This window comes from Agreia sp. Leaf335 (assembly GCF_001423605.1).
In the GTDB taxonomy this organism is placed as follows: domain Bacteria; phylum Actinomycetota; class Actinomycetes; order Actinomycetales; family Microbacteriaceae; genus Agreia.
Genome location: NZ_LMOQ01000002.1, coordinates 43,879 through 59,415, shown reverse-complemented (window position 1 = coordinate 59,415; position 15,537 = coordinate 43,879). Strand labels below are relative to the sequence as shown.

Here is a 15,537-nt window from a genome sequence, read left to right as displayed (position 1 = left end):
TCTCTGGCCTAACGGTCGGGAGTGGTGAAGCGTACCGCCACGGCCTCGGCGTGCGCCGGGAGGTTCTCTGACTCGGCGAGAGCGTGGATACGATCCTTGACCTCGCCGAGGGCGGCACGGTCGTAGCGGATGAGCTGCTGGGGACGCAGGAAGGTGTACGCACCGAGGCCGGAGGAGAATCGCGACTGGCCCCCTGTCGGAAGCACGTGGTTGGAACCCGCCAGATAGTCGCCGAGACTCACCGGCGAATACGCCCCGATGAAGATGGCTCCGGCGTTGTGGATGTTCGACACGACCGTATCGGGATCGGTCGTCTGGATCTCGAGGTGCTCGGGACCGTAGGCGTTGCTGAACTCGGCGGCCGCCGACAGGTCGTCGACGAGCACGATCGCCGACTGCACTCCGTCGAGCGCGACAGCGACCCTCGTGGCGTGCCTGGTCGACCGTGCGACCTGGTCGAGGAGCGAGCGCACCTGATCTGCGAGATCGGCAGAATCGGTCACGAGCACCGCTGCGGCGAGTTCGTCGTGCTCCGCCTGGCTCACCAGGTCGGCCGTGACGAATGCGGCATCGGCGCTCGCATCGGCGATGACCAGGATTTCTGTGGGGCCCGCTTCGGAGTCGATTCCCGTTCGTGCGCCGACGATGCGTTTCGCCGCGGCGACGTAGACGTTGCCCGGACCGGTGATCACCTGCACGGGGTGGAGGTCGAGGGCCGGGATGCCGTAGGCGAGTGCACCGATGGCGCCAGCTCCGCCCATCGCGTAGACCTCGGTGATGCCCAGGAGTCCGGCGGCGCCGAGAATCGTCGGATGCACCGAACCGCCGAATTCCTTCTGCGCGGGCGACACCAGGGCGATCGATGCGACGCCGGCCACCTGAGCGGGAACGACGTTCATCACCACGCTCGACGGATAGACGGCCTTGCCTCCGGGCACGTAGAGACCGACCCGCTCGACAGGGTGCCAGCGCTGCTCGACGACGGCACCCTCGCCCAGGGTCGTGGTCGTGGCCGGCGGAACCTGAGCGCGGGTCGCCTGACGCACACGCTCGATCGCCTCCTCGAGGGCACTGCGTACATCGGGATCGAGCTGGGCCACCGCCTCGTCTATCTCCGACTGCGCGACGCGGATCGACTGCGGTGCGACACCGTCGAATTTCTGGGCCTGGTCGAGGATCGCCTGCTCTCCCCTCTCGATGACGTCATCGATCAGCTGCTGCGCTGCGACCCGCGCTACCGATACGTCGGTAAGCGACCGAGGCACGAGGTCGATGAGTTCTGAAGGGCTAGGCTTGTGACCCCGAAGGTCGATCGTCTGAATCATGGCCTGTCTATTGTATTGGCCGATCATCATCGGCGGCCGCCGTCGGGAATAGCTCACACGCAGTGTCGAGTTGGAGGACAGTGTGACCGATACAACGCAGCCGGACGCCCCCGAGGGCACATCTTCTCAGCCGCAGACCCCCGACGATCTTCTCGCGTTCAAACAGGCGTTTCGACGGCACGCCGCAGGGGTCGCCGTCGTCACTGCGCTCTCGCCTGAGGGTTCGCCGGTCGGTTTCACGGCCACGTCGTTGTCGTCGCTCTCTGCCGTGCCTCCGATGGCGACCTTCAACATGGCCCGCTCGGCCAGCGCATGGCGAGCGATCGCCGAGACCGACTACGTGGCGATCCACATGCTCGGAGCGCGAAACAGGCCCGTGGCCGAGATCATGTCCGGCGACCACGCGCTTCGTTTCTCGGGCGACCACTGGCACGTCGGCCCGCACGGGCTTGCCGTATTGAACGACGTGACCGCGTGGATGGTGGGCCGCATCATCGGACGGATGCCGCTGCACAACAACGCCGTCGTCGCCGTGCAGGTGGAGCAGGGTGGCCTCGGTGACGACGACGAGGCACTCCTCTACCACGAGCGCGCGTACCGCCTGCTCGGCGATCACGCCTGAGCGCGGATCAGACCGCAGGCGCGTGCGTCACGCCAGACAGTTCGGTCCGAGCAGTGACTTCAACTCTCCGTAGAGATCAGCCGAGACCCGCACCGGATACGGAATCTCGAAGACGCGCGCCGTCTGCCCCTTGACGAGCTTCAGGCGCACCTCGGTGTCTCCGGAATGCCGGATCAGGACGTCGTTGAGCGCCTGCACTGTATCTGTCGTCGCCCTGGCCTCTGTCATCGAGATCTCGACAGGCCCGAAACCGCCGGCCTGACCCAGATCGGGTGAGAACAGGCTGAACGCGTGCAGATTGAGACCGTCGTCGCGCATGCTGACGCGACCACGAACGACGACGATCGCGTCGTTCGTGAGTGCGGGCGCGAACTCCTGGTAGGACTTGCCCATGAACATGGCCGTGACCTCGCCGCCGAAGTCCTCGATCTGGATCATGCCGTATTGGTTGCCGCTGTTGCGCGCCGTGCGGTGCTGCACGCTCGTGATCAGACCTGCCACCGTCACTTGGTCGCCGTCTTGAGTGTGCTCGCTCGCGAGCAGGTCGGTGATCGAGGTCGAGGCGTGTTTCGCCAGGGGGATCTCGAGCCCGGCCAGGGGGTGATCTGACACGTAGAGCCCGAGCATCTCGCGTTCGAAGGCGAGCTTGTCGCGCTTCGTCCATTCGGGCCGCTCCGGAACCTGACTCTCGGTCTGAGGCTCATCCCAGAGACTGTCGAAGTCGAATCCGACCTGGCCGTTCGCCTCGGCCCTCTTGTCGCTGACCGCGCTCTCGACCGCATCCTCGTGGATCTCCATCAGAGCACGACGCGACGAACCGAGCGAGTCGAATGCGCCGGCCTTGATCAACGACTCGATGGCCCGCTTGTTGGTCACGGGCAGAGGAACCTTGCGCAGGAAGTCATGGAACGACTCGAAGCGGCCCTTCTCTTCGCGGGCGTTCTTGATGCCGTCGACGACGTTGAAGCCCACGTTGCGCACCGCGCCGAGGCCGAAGCGGATGTCCTCCCCCACAGCGGCGAAGAAGCCGATCGACTCGTTGACGTCGGGCGGAAGGACCTTGATGTTCATGCGACGACACTCGTTGAGATAGAGCGCCATCTTGTCTTTGGAGTCGCCGACGCTGGTGAGAAGCGCCGCCATGTATTCGGCCGGGTAGTGCGCCTTGAGGTAGGCCGTCCAATACGAGACGACACCGTACGCCGCCGAGTGCGCCTTGTTGAAGGCGTAGTCGGAGAACGGCAGAAGGATGTCCCACAGCTTCGTGACCGCTTCCATCGAGTAGCCGTTGGCCTTCATGCCGGCGGAGAAGCCCTCGAACTGCTTGTCCAGTTCGGACTTCTTCTTCTTTCCCATGGCACGGCGCAGCAGATCGGCCTGGGCGAGAGTGAAGCCGGCGAGCTTCTGCGCGACCGACATCACCTGCTCCTGGTACACGATCAGGCCGTGTGTCGTTCCCAGCACCTCGAAAAGAGGTTCTTCGAGCTCGGGGTGAATCGGGGTGATCGGCTGCAGCCCGTTCTTGCGCAGCGCGTAGTTGGTGTGCGAGTCGGCACCCATGGGGCCGGGCCGGTAGAGGGCGATCACGGCCGAGATGTCTTCGAAGTTGTCGGGCTTCATCAGACGCAGGAGCGAGCGCATGGCCCCTCCGTCGAGCTGGAACACGCCCAGGGTGTCGCCGCGTGCCAGGAGTTCGTAGGAGGGCACGTCGTCGAGCTCGAGCTCTTCGAGGACGGGGCGGTGCCCACGGTTCGACTGGATGTTGTCGAGCGCGTCGTCGATGATCGTCAGGTTGCGAAGACCCAGGAAGTCCATCTTGATGAGGCCGAGCGCCTCGGCCGCCGGGTAATCGAACTGCGTGACGATCTGCCCGTCTTGCTCACGCTTCATGATCGGGATGATGTCGATCAGCGGCTCGCTCGACATGATCACGCCCGCCGCGTGCACACCCCACTGCCTCTTGAGGTTCTCGATGCCGACGGCGGTGTCGAAGACGGTGCGCGCCTCGGGATCGCTCTCGATGACGGCCCGGATGTCGGACGCCTCCTTGTAGCGCGGGTGCTTCGTATCGAAGATGCCCGAGAGCGAGATGTCCTTGCCCATGATGGGCGGCGGCATCGCCTTGGTGAGCTTGTCGCCCATGCCGAAGGGGAAGCCGAGCACCCGGGAGGAGTCCTTCAGCGCCTGCTTTGCCTTGATCGTTCCGTAGGTGACGATCTGGGCCACGCGTTCGTCGCCGTACTTATCGGTGACGTACTTGATGACCTCGCCGCGGCGACGGTCGTCGAAGTCGACGTCGAAGTCGGGCATGGAGACGCGGTCGGGGTTGAGGAATCGCTCGAAGATGAGGCCGTGTCTGATGGGGTCGAGGCCCGTGATGTTCAGCGCGTACGCGACCATCGAGCCCGCTCCCGAACCACGACCCGGACCGACCCGGATTCCGTTCTTCTTCGCCCAACTGATGAAGTCGGCGACCACGAGGAAGTAGCCCGGGAACCCCATCTGCAGGATGACTCCCGTCTCGTACTCCGCACGCGCGCGCACATCGTCGGGGATGCCGCCCGGGTAGCGGGCCATGAGGCCCGTCTCGACCTCCTTGACCAACCAGGTGTCCTCGGTCTCGCCCTCGGGGACCGGGAAACGGGGCATGTAGTTCGCCGACGTGTTGAAGACGGTCTCGCAACGCTCTGCGATGAGCAGCGTGTTGTCGCACGACTCGGGGTGGTCGCGGAAGAGGTGTCGCATCTCGGCCGCTGACTTCAGGTAGAACTCGTCTGCGTCGAACTTGAACCGGTTGGGATCGGAGAGCGTCGAACCCGACTGCACGCACAGCAGCGCCGCGTGGCTCGTCGCATCGTGGGCATGCGTGTAGTGCAAATCGTTGGTCGCGACCAGCGGCAGATCGAGTTCTTTGGCAAGCCGCAGAAGGTCCGGCATGATCTGCCGCTCGATGCCGAGCCCGTGATCCATGATCTCGGCGAAGTAGTTCTCTTTGCCGAAGATGTCGCGGTAGTCCGCAGCAGCCTTACGCGCCTCGTCGTACTGCCCAAGGCGCAGACGAGTCTGGATCTCGCCGCTCGGGCAGCCGGTGGTGGCGATGAGCCCCTTCGAGTACATGCTCAGCAGCTCGCGGTCCATACGCGGCTTGAAGTAATAGCCCTCGATCGACGCGCGCGACGACAACCGGAAGAGATTGTGCATACCCTCCGTCGTCTCGGAGAGCAGCGTCATATGGGTGTAGGCACCCGATCCGGAGACATCGTCTCGCCCGGAGTTCGGCCCGCCCCACTTCACTCGCGTCTTGTCGCCGCGAGCGGTTCCCGGCGTGATGTAGGCCTCGGTCCCGATGATGGGCTTGATACCCGCATCCGTGGCCGTCTTCCAGAAATCGAACGCCCCGAACACGTTGCCGTGGTCGGTGACGGCAACGGCCGGCATCCCCTGCTCTACAGCGGCTTCGATCAGGGGTTTCACCCGTGCGGCACCATCGAGCATCGAGTACTCGCTGTGCACGTGGAGGTGAACGAATGAATCCTGAGAAGGCACAGATGACTCCGACTAAAGCTGGGGTGAGAGGTCTCAAGTTTACGTCGGCTCCCCCGACACACGACCTCAGTCGCGTCGGAGAATGTCGAGCGCGTTCTGCAGATCGAGCGGGTACGGCGATTCGAACGACACGTACTCGCGGCTTCTCGGGTGGATGAAGCCCAGACGCTTTGCGTGCAGCCACTGCCTGGTGAGACCGAGACGCGCAGAGATGGTCGGGTCGGCGCCGTACATCGCGTCTCCGACGCACGGATGCCGCTGTGCCGCCATATGGACACGGATCTGATGTGTGCGTCCGGTCTCGAGATGCACCTCGAGCATAGAAGCCGAGGGGAAGGCCTCGAGCGTCTCGTAGTGCGTCACACTCGGCTTGCCCGCGGCGGTCACCGCGAACTTCCAGTCTGAGCGGGGATGGCGACCGATGGGAGCGTCGATGGTACCCGCGAGGGGGTCGGGATGTCCCTGCACGACAGCGTGATAGATCTTGTCGACCTCGCGGTCGTGGAACGCGCTCTTGAGCCAGGTGTAGGCCTCTTCGCTCTTCGCGACCACCATGAGTCCGCTGGTTCCCGCGTCGAGTCGATGCACGATACCGGCGCGCTCGGCGGCACCGCTCGTCGAGATGCGGTAGCCCGCACCCGCTAGGGCTCCGAGCACCGTCGGACCGGTCCAGCCGACGGAGGGATGCGCCGCGACACCGACAGGCTTGTCGATGACGACGATATCGTCGTCGTCGTAGACGATTCCCAGGTCAGGAACGTCGATCGGCACGATCTGGACTTCGGTCTTGGGGCTCCATGTGACCTCGAGCCATGAATCGGCCCTGAGCCGATCGGACTTGCCGACCTCGACTCCGTCGACCGTCACCCCGCCGGCATCGAGGATCTCGGCCGCGAAGGTCCGCGAGAATCCGAGCATCTTCGCCAGAGCCGCGTCGACCCGACTGCCGTCGAGGCCATCCGGCACCGGGAATGACCGGTTCTCTGCCATCAGGAGGTCTCGCCGGGCGATGCCGCAGACGATCCCTGGAGCTCGTCCGACTCCTCGTCGCCCGGGCGAACCGGTCGAGAGCCGTCGAGACCGATGCCTCGCAGAGTCAGGATGAGGAAGAGCCCCATGCTGACGACGATCGCCGTGTCGGCGATGTTGAAGATGGCCGGCAGCAGCGGGATACGGAGGAAGTCGATCACGTGCCCGACTCCGAAGCCCGGCTCCCGGAACAAACGATCCGTGAGATTGCCGAGCACGCCGCCGAGGAGGAGACCGAAGACGATCGCCCAGCCGAGCGAGCGGATGCGCCGCGAGAACCAGACGATGAAGACGGTGACCGCTGACGCGAGGATCGAGAAGATCCAGGTGTAGGCGTTGCCTATAGAGAAGGCAGCGCCCGGGTTCTTGACGAACTGAAACTGGAGGAGGTCGCCCAGCACAGGGACGACCTCATCCGGTTTCAGCGTTGTGACAACGAAATACTTGGAGCCTTGATCGAGGATAAACGCAGCGATTGCAACGAGAACCAGGACGATCAGGACCCTGGGACTGGCCTTCGCGGCAGTCCTAGCCTCCAAAGCCGGTGTAGCTCGGAGCGGACGAGTTCGATCCGCCCTCGGTGCCCGACGAGTCGAGGTCGCGGAGCTGGCCCTCGATGTAGCTCTTCAGCTTCACGCGGTAGTCCTTCTCGAACGAGCGAAGCTCGTCGATGCGGTGCTCGATGGCAGCCTTCTCCTGGTTGAGGCGCGCGAGATCGTTGCGCTGCTTGGTCTCGGCTTCAGCGACGATGCGCGCGGCGGTGGCGTGACCCTCGGCGATGAGTGAATCGCGCTTGTCCGCACCCTCCTTGACGTGCTCGTCGTGCAGGCGGCGGGCCAGCTGGAGGAGGTTCGTGGTCGAGGCGGCGTCGTCTTCGACAGACGTGGCCGGAACAGCGGAGACCGGGGCCGGAGCGGCCGCGACGGGCTCGGGGACGACCTCGTCGGCAACGGGCGCGTCGGAGACGGGCTCGGAGACGACAGGCGCGTCGGCGGCGGCCGACGGAGCGGAACCACCGGAGGAGAGCTGAGCGCGAAGCTCCTCGTTCTCCTGGGTCAGTCGACGGAGTTCGACGACGACCTCGTCCAGGAAGTCATCGACCTCGTCCTGGTCGTAGCCCTCGCGGAACTTGGTCTGCGCGAAGCGCTTGTTAACAACGTCTTCTGGAGTTAACGCCATGTTCTTCCACCTTTATTACATTCGACGAACGGGGATATCGCTAACCAACGCTAGCAATAGACACGGCGGCAGGCCGAATGGCCCACAGACACGTGTCTCGATTGTGCATGACACACACTACAGCCAGCTACGCCGGATACCTGACGAAGTTCAGGATGGACATGGCGATGATGACGAGCAGCATCACGATGCTCCACCCGAAATCGAACGCCACGGGTCCGAGACGAAGCGGTGGGATGATGCGGCGGAAGAACTTGATCGGAGGATCGGTCACCGTGTACGCGACTTCCGCGATGAACAGGACGAAACCCGTGGGTCGCCAGGAACGCTGGAAACTCTGCACCAGGTCGAGAACGAACCGTCCCCACATGAGGAAGAAGTACACGAGCAGCGCGTAGTACGCGACTGTCGCAAGGATGATGACGAGTAGATCCACTCGTCAATTATGACTGGACGAAGAAGGAAGACTCCGCGCGCGTGTCCGTCGAGGTGTCACCGGACACCGAGACGTGCGAGGGAGAGAGCAGGAACACCTTGCTGGTGACGCGCTCGATCTTTCCGTACAGCCCCTGCGACAGGCCTCCTGCGAAGTCGATGAGACGACGCGCGTCGGCGTCGGTCATCTGCGACAGGTTGATGATCACAGGGATTCCCTCGCGGAAGTTCTCGGCGATGACCTGGGCATCTTTGTACTGCTTCGGGTGAACCGTGAGGATCTCGTTCATTTCAGTGGGTGCCACGTTCTTCTGGATGTGCGTCTTGCGCAGCGGAGTGACCGGTGCCCGCGTTGCGGCCGGTGCGGCGTGCGTCTGCGCCGAGTGGGACTGGGGAGCGGGGACCGGGGCGACGGGACCGGGGGCAGGAGTTTCGTACTCCAGCTCTTCGTCCGCCAGGCCCAGGTACACCATCGTCTTGCGAAGCGGGTTGGCCATTGTGTTCCTCCGGTATGTGATTCAGGTGCCTAGTCGCAAGATTAACCGTCCGTCGGACGATTTCCAGTGATTGCGGTTCCAATTCGTAGGTGTGTCGCCCCTTCGGCGATGGCCGATTCGAAGTCGGCCGACATTCCGGTCGAGATCGACAGTGCGGCGGGCGCGATCAGCCGGATGCGCTCCGACAGTGCTCGGACCCGAGCGAAGGCGGCCCGGGGCTCCACGTCGAGGGGCGCCACGGCCATCAGCCCTTCGAGCCGGATGCCGGGGGCTCGGAGTGCGTGCTCGGTCAGCTCGTCGAGTTGGCCGGCCGCCGCTCCCCCGCGCGCGGGATCTTCCGTGAGATTCACTTGCAGGAAGATCGACGTCTGTGTGTCGTCGGAGGCGAGGGCATCGATGAGCGATGCCCTGTCCACGGAGTGGATGATGTGAGCGTAGGAGCGAACCTGCCTGGCCTTCTTGCCCTGCAGCTGCCCCACGAAGTTCCATCGGAGATCGGCGAGGTCGGCGAGCTCGAGAGCCTTCTCGCGAGCCTCCTGGTGGCGATTCTCTGCGACGTCACGAACTCCCAGTTCGTAGAGTTCGCGAACGAGGGAGACCGGATGGAATTTGGTCACGGGAATGATCGTGAGGTCGTCGAGGGTACGCCCGGCCCGGGCCGCAGCTGCTGCGGCCCGGGCGGTGACCTCGGCGAGGCGTTCCTCGAGCGTCACTTGAGGAAGTCGGGAACGTCCAGGTCGGTGTCGTCGTCTTCGGACGCGGGGTCGAAGGCGACGGCACCGGTGAGGTGGTGCTCGCCGGTCTGCGACCACGACGGAGTCTCGGTGGCCGGCTCCTCGGCGTGACGCACCGGGGCCAGGGTCGAGATGGCGGTTCCACCTGCACCGTATGGATCTTTCTCGTCTGCCGATGCGACGAAGCTTCCACGCCTCTGCTCCGTGGCGTCGCCGCCGTCGAAACCGGCGGCGATGACGGTGACACGCACCTCGTCGCCCAGCGTGTCGTCGATGACGGCACCGAAGATGATGTTCGCCTCCGGGTGCACGGCGTCTTGAACGAGCTTGGCAGCATCGTTGATCTCGAAGATTCCGAGGTTCGATCCGCCCTGGATCGAGAGGAGCACTCCGTGGGCTCCCTCGATGCTCGCTTCGAGAAGAGGCGAAGCAACGGCGAGCTCGGCAGCCTTGATGGCCCTGTCGGCTCCGCGAGACGACCCGATGCCCATCAGAGCCGAGCCCGCACCCTGCATCACGCTCTTGACGTCGGCGAAGTCGAGGTTGATGAGACCGGGAGTGGTGATGAGGTCGGTGATGCCCTGGACACCGGCGAGCAGAACCTGGTCTGCCGTCGAGAAGGCCTCGAGCATGCTGATGCCGCGGTCGCTGATCTCGAGCAGGCGGTCGTTCGGAACGACGATGAGAGTGTCGACCTCGTTCTTCAGGGTCGCGACACCGTCTTCTGCCTGAGCCGCGCGGCGCTTGCCCTCGAAACCGAAGGGCTTCGTGACGACACCGATGGTCAGCGCGCCGATCGATTTCGCGATGCGCGCGACGACGGGAGCACCGCCCGTTCCCGTTCCTCCGCCCTCGCCCGCGGTGACGAAGACCATATCGGCGCCGGACAGGGCCTCCTCGATCTCCTCCGCGTGGTCCTCGGCGGCTCGACGGCCCACCTCGGGGTCGGCGCCGGCGCCGAGTCCGCGGGTGAGTTCGCGACCGACGTCGAGCTTCACATCGGCGTCGCTCATCAGCAGCGCCTGAGCATCGGTGTTGATGGCGATGAACTCGACACCCCGCAGTCCGAGTTCGATCATGCGGTTGACGGCGTTGACGCCACCGCCGCCGATTCCGACAACTTTGATGACTGCGAGATAGTTCTGGTTGGTTGTCACGTCCGGCCTCCGCTGGAACCCTAAACCTCTAGCTGAGACTTAAAGTTATATCGAGTATGCATTTCTTTGTTTCGAACCTAAGGGCGTGGCTGGGTCCTGCTCCTCCACACGCCCCGCGTGTCGCGAACTGAGCGCGCAATGACGGGATGCCGAGAGTCGACCGCGCGCTCAGTGGGTGATCGGAGCCTCGGGCGAGGACACATCGTATTCGGTGACGTCGGGGATGCCCGGATTCGAGATCATGCTCGCGACGATGCGCGCCTTCAGAGCCGAATCCTCGGCGCTCCCCCACACGACCCTCTGCCCATTCGTGAGAGCGAGCGTCACGGAATCCGGTGTCGCCGCGCTCACCGAGTCGACCTGGGCCAGAAACTCGGGACTGAGGGCGAGGAGCACCTGGCTCGCGGCGGCAAAGCCGGGCGAATCGACCGGGTTGGCCGCCACATCGATGGTGGGGTACCCAGGCGCCCGGGCCGGCGTGGTCTCGACGACGACGCCGGCGGCATCCACCAGATTGAAGGCGCCGTCGGCGGCGACGGTCACGACAGGGCGCCTTTCGACGATCCGGATGACGAGCGTGTCCGGCGGGCGAGCCTCGGTGACGTAGCTCTGAATGAGAGGGAACGTCTCGAGAGTCTTTTTGACCTCACCGAAATCGACCAGTGTGAGCGGCCGACCGAGCTGATCGCCGAGCGCGGTCGACACCGCGCCCGCATCGACACGCGATGCGCCCTCGACCGTGATCGTGCGCACGGCGAGCAGGGGGGAATAGGCGGTCAGAACCACGACGAGAACCAGCGCTACGGTCGCGGCGAAACCCACCAGATACTTGCGGCGACGCGAGCGGGTCGCCTGCGTGAACCGCCGAGCCTCAGCCCGCTCGTATTTTCGACGACGCCTCTCGGCGTGGGCGAGACTCTTCTCGGCTTCGGCCGCCTTCTCGACGGTCGGGTCGGTTCGCCGGGTGAGCCACCACGGTTTGGAGCCCGACTCGTCGCCGTCGACGCCCACCTGTTCGCGGTCGTCGCCAGGCGATACCTCCGGCACAGGCGATACCTCGGGCAGAGGGGGCAGGGGGCGGAATACGGCCGGAGACTGGGCAGGCGGCGTTGCTGACGTCGGGACGACAGCGATCGGCTCGGTGATCGCCTCGACGCCGGACGCCGGAGTCTTCTTCGAACGACGCACGCCACCCGGCGAACGCCTGCGAGAACCGGCGTCGCGGGGTGCCGACGGCTGCTCGGCCTCCGGTGGCCCGGCAGGCGGCGGGGTCACGCCAGGAGGTCTTTTCATGCCGCCGGGGGCGCCTGCGTCTCACGGGCGAGCGCGTCGAGCAGCTGCGGCACGATCAAGTTCACGTCACCGCATCCGAGGGTCACGACGAAGTCGCCGGGTCGGGCGATCGACGCCATGAAGTCGGCAGCCGTCTGCCAGTCGTCGATGTAACGGACGGTCTCGGGATCGGCGAACCTCTCGGAGACCAGAGCTCCCGTCACGCCGGGCACCGGATCTTCACGCGCTCCGCAGACGTCGAGCACGATGGTGAAATCAGCCGTGCGCTCGAGAGTCTCGGCGAACTCGCCGGCCATCAGCTGAGTGCGTGAGTACAGGTGGGGCTGATGCACGGCGATGATGCGGCCCTCGCCCACTACGGTGCGCGCCGCGGTGAGCGCCGCCTCGACCTCGGTCGGGTGATGGGCGTAGTCGTCGTAGACGCTGACTCCCCTCACGGTGTCGTGCAATTCGAATCGGCGACCGGTCCCGCCGAATCGGGCGATCGCATCCAGTGTCTCGGCGGGCGCGAAACCCATGCCGACCAAAACGGCGAAGGCCCCCGCTGCATTCAACGCATTGTGCCGACCGGGGACGAGCAGCGATCCCGCGTAGTCGTTGCCGAGGTACCGCACCTGGAACGTAACGTTGTCGCCGGTCTCGACCGAATGCAGGCGCACGTCGGCGTCGACGTCTTCGCCGAAGCTCAACACACGGTGAGCGCCGAGCCGCTCGGACACCCGGATCGCGCCGGCGTCGTCGGCGGAGATGACGACGAGTTCCGAGGCCTCGTCGGCGAATGTCACGAACGCATCCTCGACGGCCTGCACCGAGCCGTAGTGGTCGAGATGGTCTGGATCGACGTTCGTGATCAGCGCGACGGCCTTGTCGTAGAGAAGAAACGATCCATCGGACTCGTCGGCCTCGAGCACGAAGATCTCGCCCTCCCCGCTCGCAGAGCTCGTGCCGAGCGCCGAGATCACTCCGCCGTTGACGAAGCCGGGCTTCTGACCGAGCTCGATGAGTCCCGTCACGATCATGCCCGTCGAGGTGGTCTTTCCATGCGCGCCCGCGACCGCGATCAGGCGATGCCGGCCGGCTACCCAGGCCAACGCCTGAGAGCGGTGGAGGATGGGGATGCCGCGTTCTTTGGCGAGGAGATATTCGGGGTTGTCGGGCCACAGCGCGCTCGTGACTACGAGGGTGTCTGCGTCACCGAGGTTCTCGGCCGCGTGACCGATGCTGACGCGCGCGCCGCGCTCCCGCAGAGCCTTCGTGCCCTTCGACTCCTTGGCATCGGACCCGGAGACCGGGATGCCGGCGTCGATCATGAGCCGTGCGATGCCGCTCATGCCGGAGCCGCCGATGCCCACGAAATGCACCGCGCCGAGCTCGGCGGGTATCTCTTGACTGAGGTCTGGCTTGATCACGGGTACGACTCATCTCTTCGAACGGAACCCGGCACAGTGCGCCGGATCAGTGAACAAGGTTACGCTCTCGCCACTGCGCGCCGGATCAATTCGGCCAGCCGCGCATCGCCATCGTCAATGCCGACGCTGCGGGCGGCCTGAGCCATCGTCGCGATACGCGAACGATCGGCGAGCAGGCGACGCAGCTCGTCGGCGACGAAGCTCGGAGTGAACCGAGCATCGTCGACGAGAATGGCCGCGCCGGCCTCGACGAGGTCGTGGGCGTTGACCTTCTGCTCACCGTTGCCGACCGGGTAGGGAACGAGGACGCTCGGCAGACCGAGCACCGCCAGCTCGGAGACCGTCGCCGCCCCCGCTCGTGCGACGACCAGGTCGGCCGCGGCGAACGCGAGGTCCATGCGGTCGGAATACCTCACGACCACGTAGCCGTCGACACCGGGATCGACGAGGTCTGCCTTGTCGCCCCAGATATGAAGGATCTGCCACCCCGCGTCGAGAACCTGACCGTAGGCATCCCGAATCGTGTGATTGAGTCTTTGCGCCCCCAGCGACCCGCCGGTGACGAGGAGCACGGGTGCCGTGGCGTCGAGGCCGAAATTCCGCCTGGCGGGCTCCGCCGCCGCGGTCGTGTCGAGTGCGGCGATCTCGCTTCGGAGAGGCAGCCCCGTGAGCTGGGCGTGGGGCAAGGGCGTGCCCGCGAAGACGACGCCGACGTAGGGGGTGAACCGGGCGCCGAGCTTGTTCGCTAAGCCTGGCCGCGCGTTGGCCTCGTGGATGACGATGGGAACGCCGGCGCGACGTGCCGCCAGGTAGGCGGGTGCCGCCGCGTATCCCCCGAACCCCACAACGACATCGACGGATCTCTCGGCGATGAGCGAGCGCAGCTGCGTGATGACACCGAGGAGGCGGGGAAGGAAGGCGACTGCAGCCTTTCCCGGCCTGCGAGGAAAGGGAAGTCTGGGAATGGTCACGAGCTCGTAGCCGCGCAACGGGACGAGACGCGCTTCCAGTCCCTCCGCCGTGCCGACCACAATGATCGATGCATCCGGCTCGCGGCGCATCAACTCGTCGGCGGTCGCGAGGAGAGGGTTCACGTGCCCGGCCGTTCCGCCGCCGGCGAGGAGATACGTGGTCATCGGACCTTCTTCTGAGACAGCCCGTCGGCTGTGGCCTCGCTGTGCCTCGAGATCGAGAGCACAATGCCGATCGCCACCAGGGTCGTCACGAGCGCCGAGCCTCCCGACGATATGAGCGGTAGGGGCACACCGAGGACCGGGACGACCTGCAGGACCACCGCGATGTTCACGAACGCCTGGCCGATGAGCCAAACCATGACCGACCCCGTGACGACTCTCGAGAAGAGGTCGGTCGACGACCTCACGATGCGCAGGAACGACACGGCCAGGACGACGAAGAGTGCGAGCACGACGATCGCGCCGACGAGCCCCAGCTCCTCACCGATGATGGCGAAGATGAAGTCGTTATCCGCGGCGGGCAGCCAGAGCCACTTGGCCTTGCTGTTACCCAGACCGACTCCGAACACTCCCCCGGCGGCCATGGCCCAGTCGGCGTGCTGGTTTTGGTACGACAGACCCGTCTGGTCACCCGAACCGATGCCGAGGAAGTTCTCGATGCGCGACAACCTGTTCGAGCTCGTGAGAGCGATCACGAGGGTCAGGGCGATCCCGATGAGCACGGGGATGACGAGGAGACGGAACTTGATGCCCGCGAAGAACAGCGCACCGAAGACGAGTGCCGTCATGATCATGACGGTGCCGAGGTCGCCTCCGAGCATCACGACGAAGATACCCAGCCCGGCGACGGGCAGAGCGGGAATCAGGACGTGGCCCCACCGGTGCAGATGCGGCTCCTTCTTCGACAGGATCACTCCGAGCCAGGCGACCAGACCGACCTTGATGAGCTCCGACGGTTGCGCATTGAATCCGCCGATGCCGATCCAGTTGCGGTTGCCGCCGACCTCGATGCCGAGCGGAGTGAAGAGGACGAGCAGCTGGAGGACGATCCCCGCCACCAACGGCAGCCAGGCCCAGCGTCGCCAGACGCGGACGGGGAGTTGGGAAATGATGAGCATGAGGGGAACGCCGATGACCGCGAAGATGGCCTGGCGCCAGAACACCCCGAACGATCCCTGCGAGCCCGCGTACGACGACACCGAGCTCGAGGAGAGCACCATGACCAGGCCGAAGAGCAGAAGGAACAGGGTCGTTCCGAGAAGAAGGAAGTAGCTCCGCGATTCGGGCTGCAAGGCCCGGCCGAGGGAGATCCGCGCGGTGCGGGCAGAACGAGCCTG

14 protein-coding genes are annotated in these 15,537 nt (G+C 65.2%); 1 reads left to right on the top strand and 13 read right to left on the bottom strand.

What is annotated here, in order from left to right; translation table 11 throughout:
- Positions 1-8 precede the first annotated feature (8 nt).
- Positions 9-1,325, bottom strand: coding sequence for a histidinol dehydrogenase (gene hisD, locus ASF79_RS06310; protein WP_055782086.1), 1,317 nt, complete (start codon positions 1,323-1,325; stop codon positions 9-11).
- Positions 1,326-1,407: 82 nt separating this feature from the next.
- Between hisD and ASF79_RS06305 the strand changes: the two genes are divergently transcribed.
- Positions 1,408-1,947 carry a flavin reductase family protein gene (locus ASF79_RS06305; protein ID WP_055781607.1) on the top strand — a complete coding sequence of 180 codons (540 nt, stop codon included), beginning with the start codon at positions 1,408-1,410 and terminating at the stop codon, positions 1,945-1,947.
- Positions 1,948-1,974: 27 nt separating this feature from the next.
- Here ASF79_RS06305 and dnaE read toward each other — a convergent pair whose 3' ends face one another.
- The 12 genes from dnaE to ftsW form a co-directional block, all read right to left on the bottom strand.
- Positions 1,975-5,442, bottom strand: coding sequence for a DNA polymerase III subunit alpha (dnaE, locus tag ASF79_RS06300; protein ID WP_055782089.1), 3,468 nt, complete (start codon positions 5,440-5,442; stop codon positions 1,975-1,977).
- A gap of 117 nt (positions 5,443-5,559) precedes the next feature.
- Positions 5,560-6,483 carry an RluA family pseudouridine synthase gene (locus ASF79_RS06295; RefSeq protein WP_055853272.1) on the bottom strand — a complete coding sequence of 308 codons (924 nt, stop codon included), beginning with the start codon at positions 6,481-6,483 and terminating at the stop codon, positions 5,560-5,562.
- Positions 6,483-7,061 carry a signal peptidase II gene (gene lspA / locus ASF79_RS06290; RefSeq protein WP_268751127.1) on the bottom strand — a complete coding sequence of 193 codons (579 nt, stop codon included), beginning with the start codon at positions 7,059-7,061 and terminating at the stop codon, positions 6,483-6,485. Before lspA ends, ASF79_RS06295 begins: the two co-directional genes overlap by 1 nt.
- Complete coding sequence (locus ASF79_RS06285; protein WP_055781612.1) at positions 7,051-7,701, bottom strand: DivIVA domain-containing protein; 651 nt, start codon at positions 7,699-7,701, stop codon at positions 7,051-7,053. Before ASF79_RS06285 ends, lspA begins: the two co-directional genes overlap by 11 nt.
- A gap of 127 nt (positions 7,702-7,828) precedes the next feature.
- The gene (locus tag ASF79_RS06280; RefSeq protein ID WP_055781614.1) at positions 7,829-8,137 is read right to left on the bottom strand and encodes a YggT family protein; all 309 of its coding nucleotides are present in this window, start codon (positions 8,135-8,137) and stop codon (positions 7,829-7,831) included.
- Between the two features lie 7 nt (positions 8,138-8,144).
- Positions 8,145-8,633: a cell division protein SepF gene (locus ASF79_RS06275; protein WP_055781618.1), complete on the bottom strand. Its 489-nt coding sequence runs from the start codon at positions 8,631-8,633 to the stop codon at positions 8,145-8,147.
- A 41-nt stretch (positions 8,634-8,674) separates the two neighbouring features.
- Positions 8,675-9,346, bottom strand: coding sequence for a YggS family pyridoxal phosphate-dependent enzyme (locus ASF79_RS06270; RefSeq protein ID WP_055853269.1), 672 nt, complete (start codon positions 9,344-9,346; stop codon positions 8,675-8,677).
- Entirely contained in the window at positions 9,343-10,524 is a 1,182-nt protein-coding gene (ftsZ, locus tag ASF79_RS06265) for a cell division protein FtsZ (protein ID WP_055781624.1), read from the bottom strand. The genes ASF79_RS06270 and ftsZ overlap by 4 nt, the downstream gene beginning before the upstream one ends.
- A 168-nt stretch (positions 10,525-10,692) precedes the next feature.
- Positions 10,693-11,817, bottom strand: a complete 1,125-nt coding sequence (locus ASF79_RS17040; RefSeq protein WP_082495738.1) for an FtsQ-type POTRA domain-containing protein — start codon at positions 11,815-11,817, stop codon at positions 10,693-10,695.
- Entirely contained in the window at positions 11,814-13,226 is a 1,413-nt protein-coding gene (gene murC / locus ASF79_RS06255; RefSeq protein WP_055853267.1) for a UDP-N-acetylmuramate--L-alanine ligase, read from the bottom strand. Before murC ends, ASF79_RS17040 begins: the two co-directional genes overlap by 4 nt.
- A gap of 59 nt (positions 13,227-13,285) precedes the next feature.
- Entirely contained in the window at positions 13,286-14,362 is a 1,077-nt protein-coding gene (locus tag ASF79_RS06250; protein WP_055853264.1) for a UDP-N-acetylglucosamine--N-acetylmuramyl-(pentapeptide) pyrophosphoryl-undecaprenol N-acetylglucosamine transferase, read from the bottom strand.
- Complete coding sequence (gene ftsW / locus ASF79_RS06245) at positions 14,359-15,492, bottom strand: putative lipid II flippase FtsW (protein WP_235500676.1); 1,134 nt, start codon at positions 15,490-15,492, stop codon at positions 14,359-14,361. Before ftsW ends, ASF79_RS06250 begins: the two co-directional genes overlap by 4 nt.
- Positions 15,493-15,537: the final 45 nt, after the last annotated feature.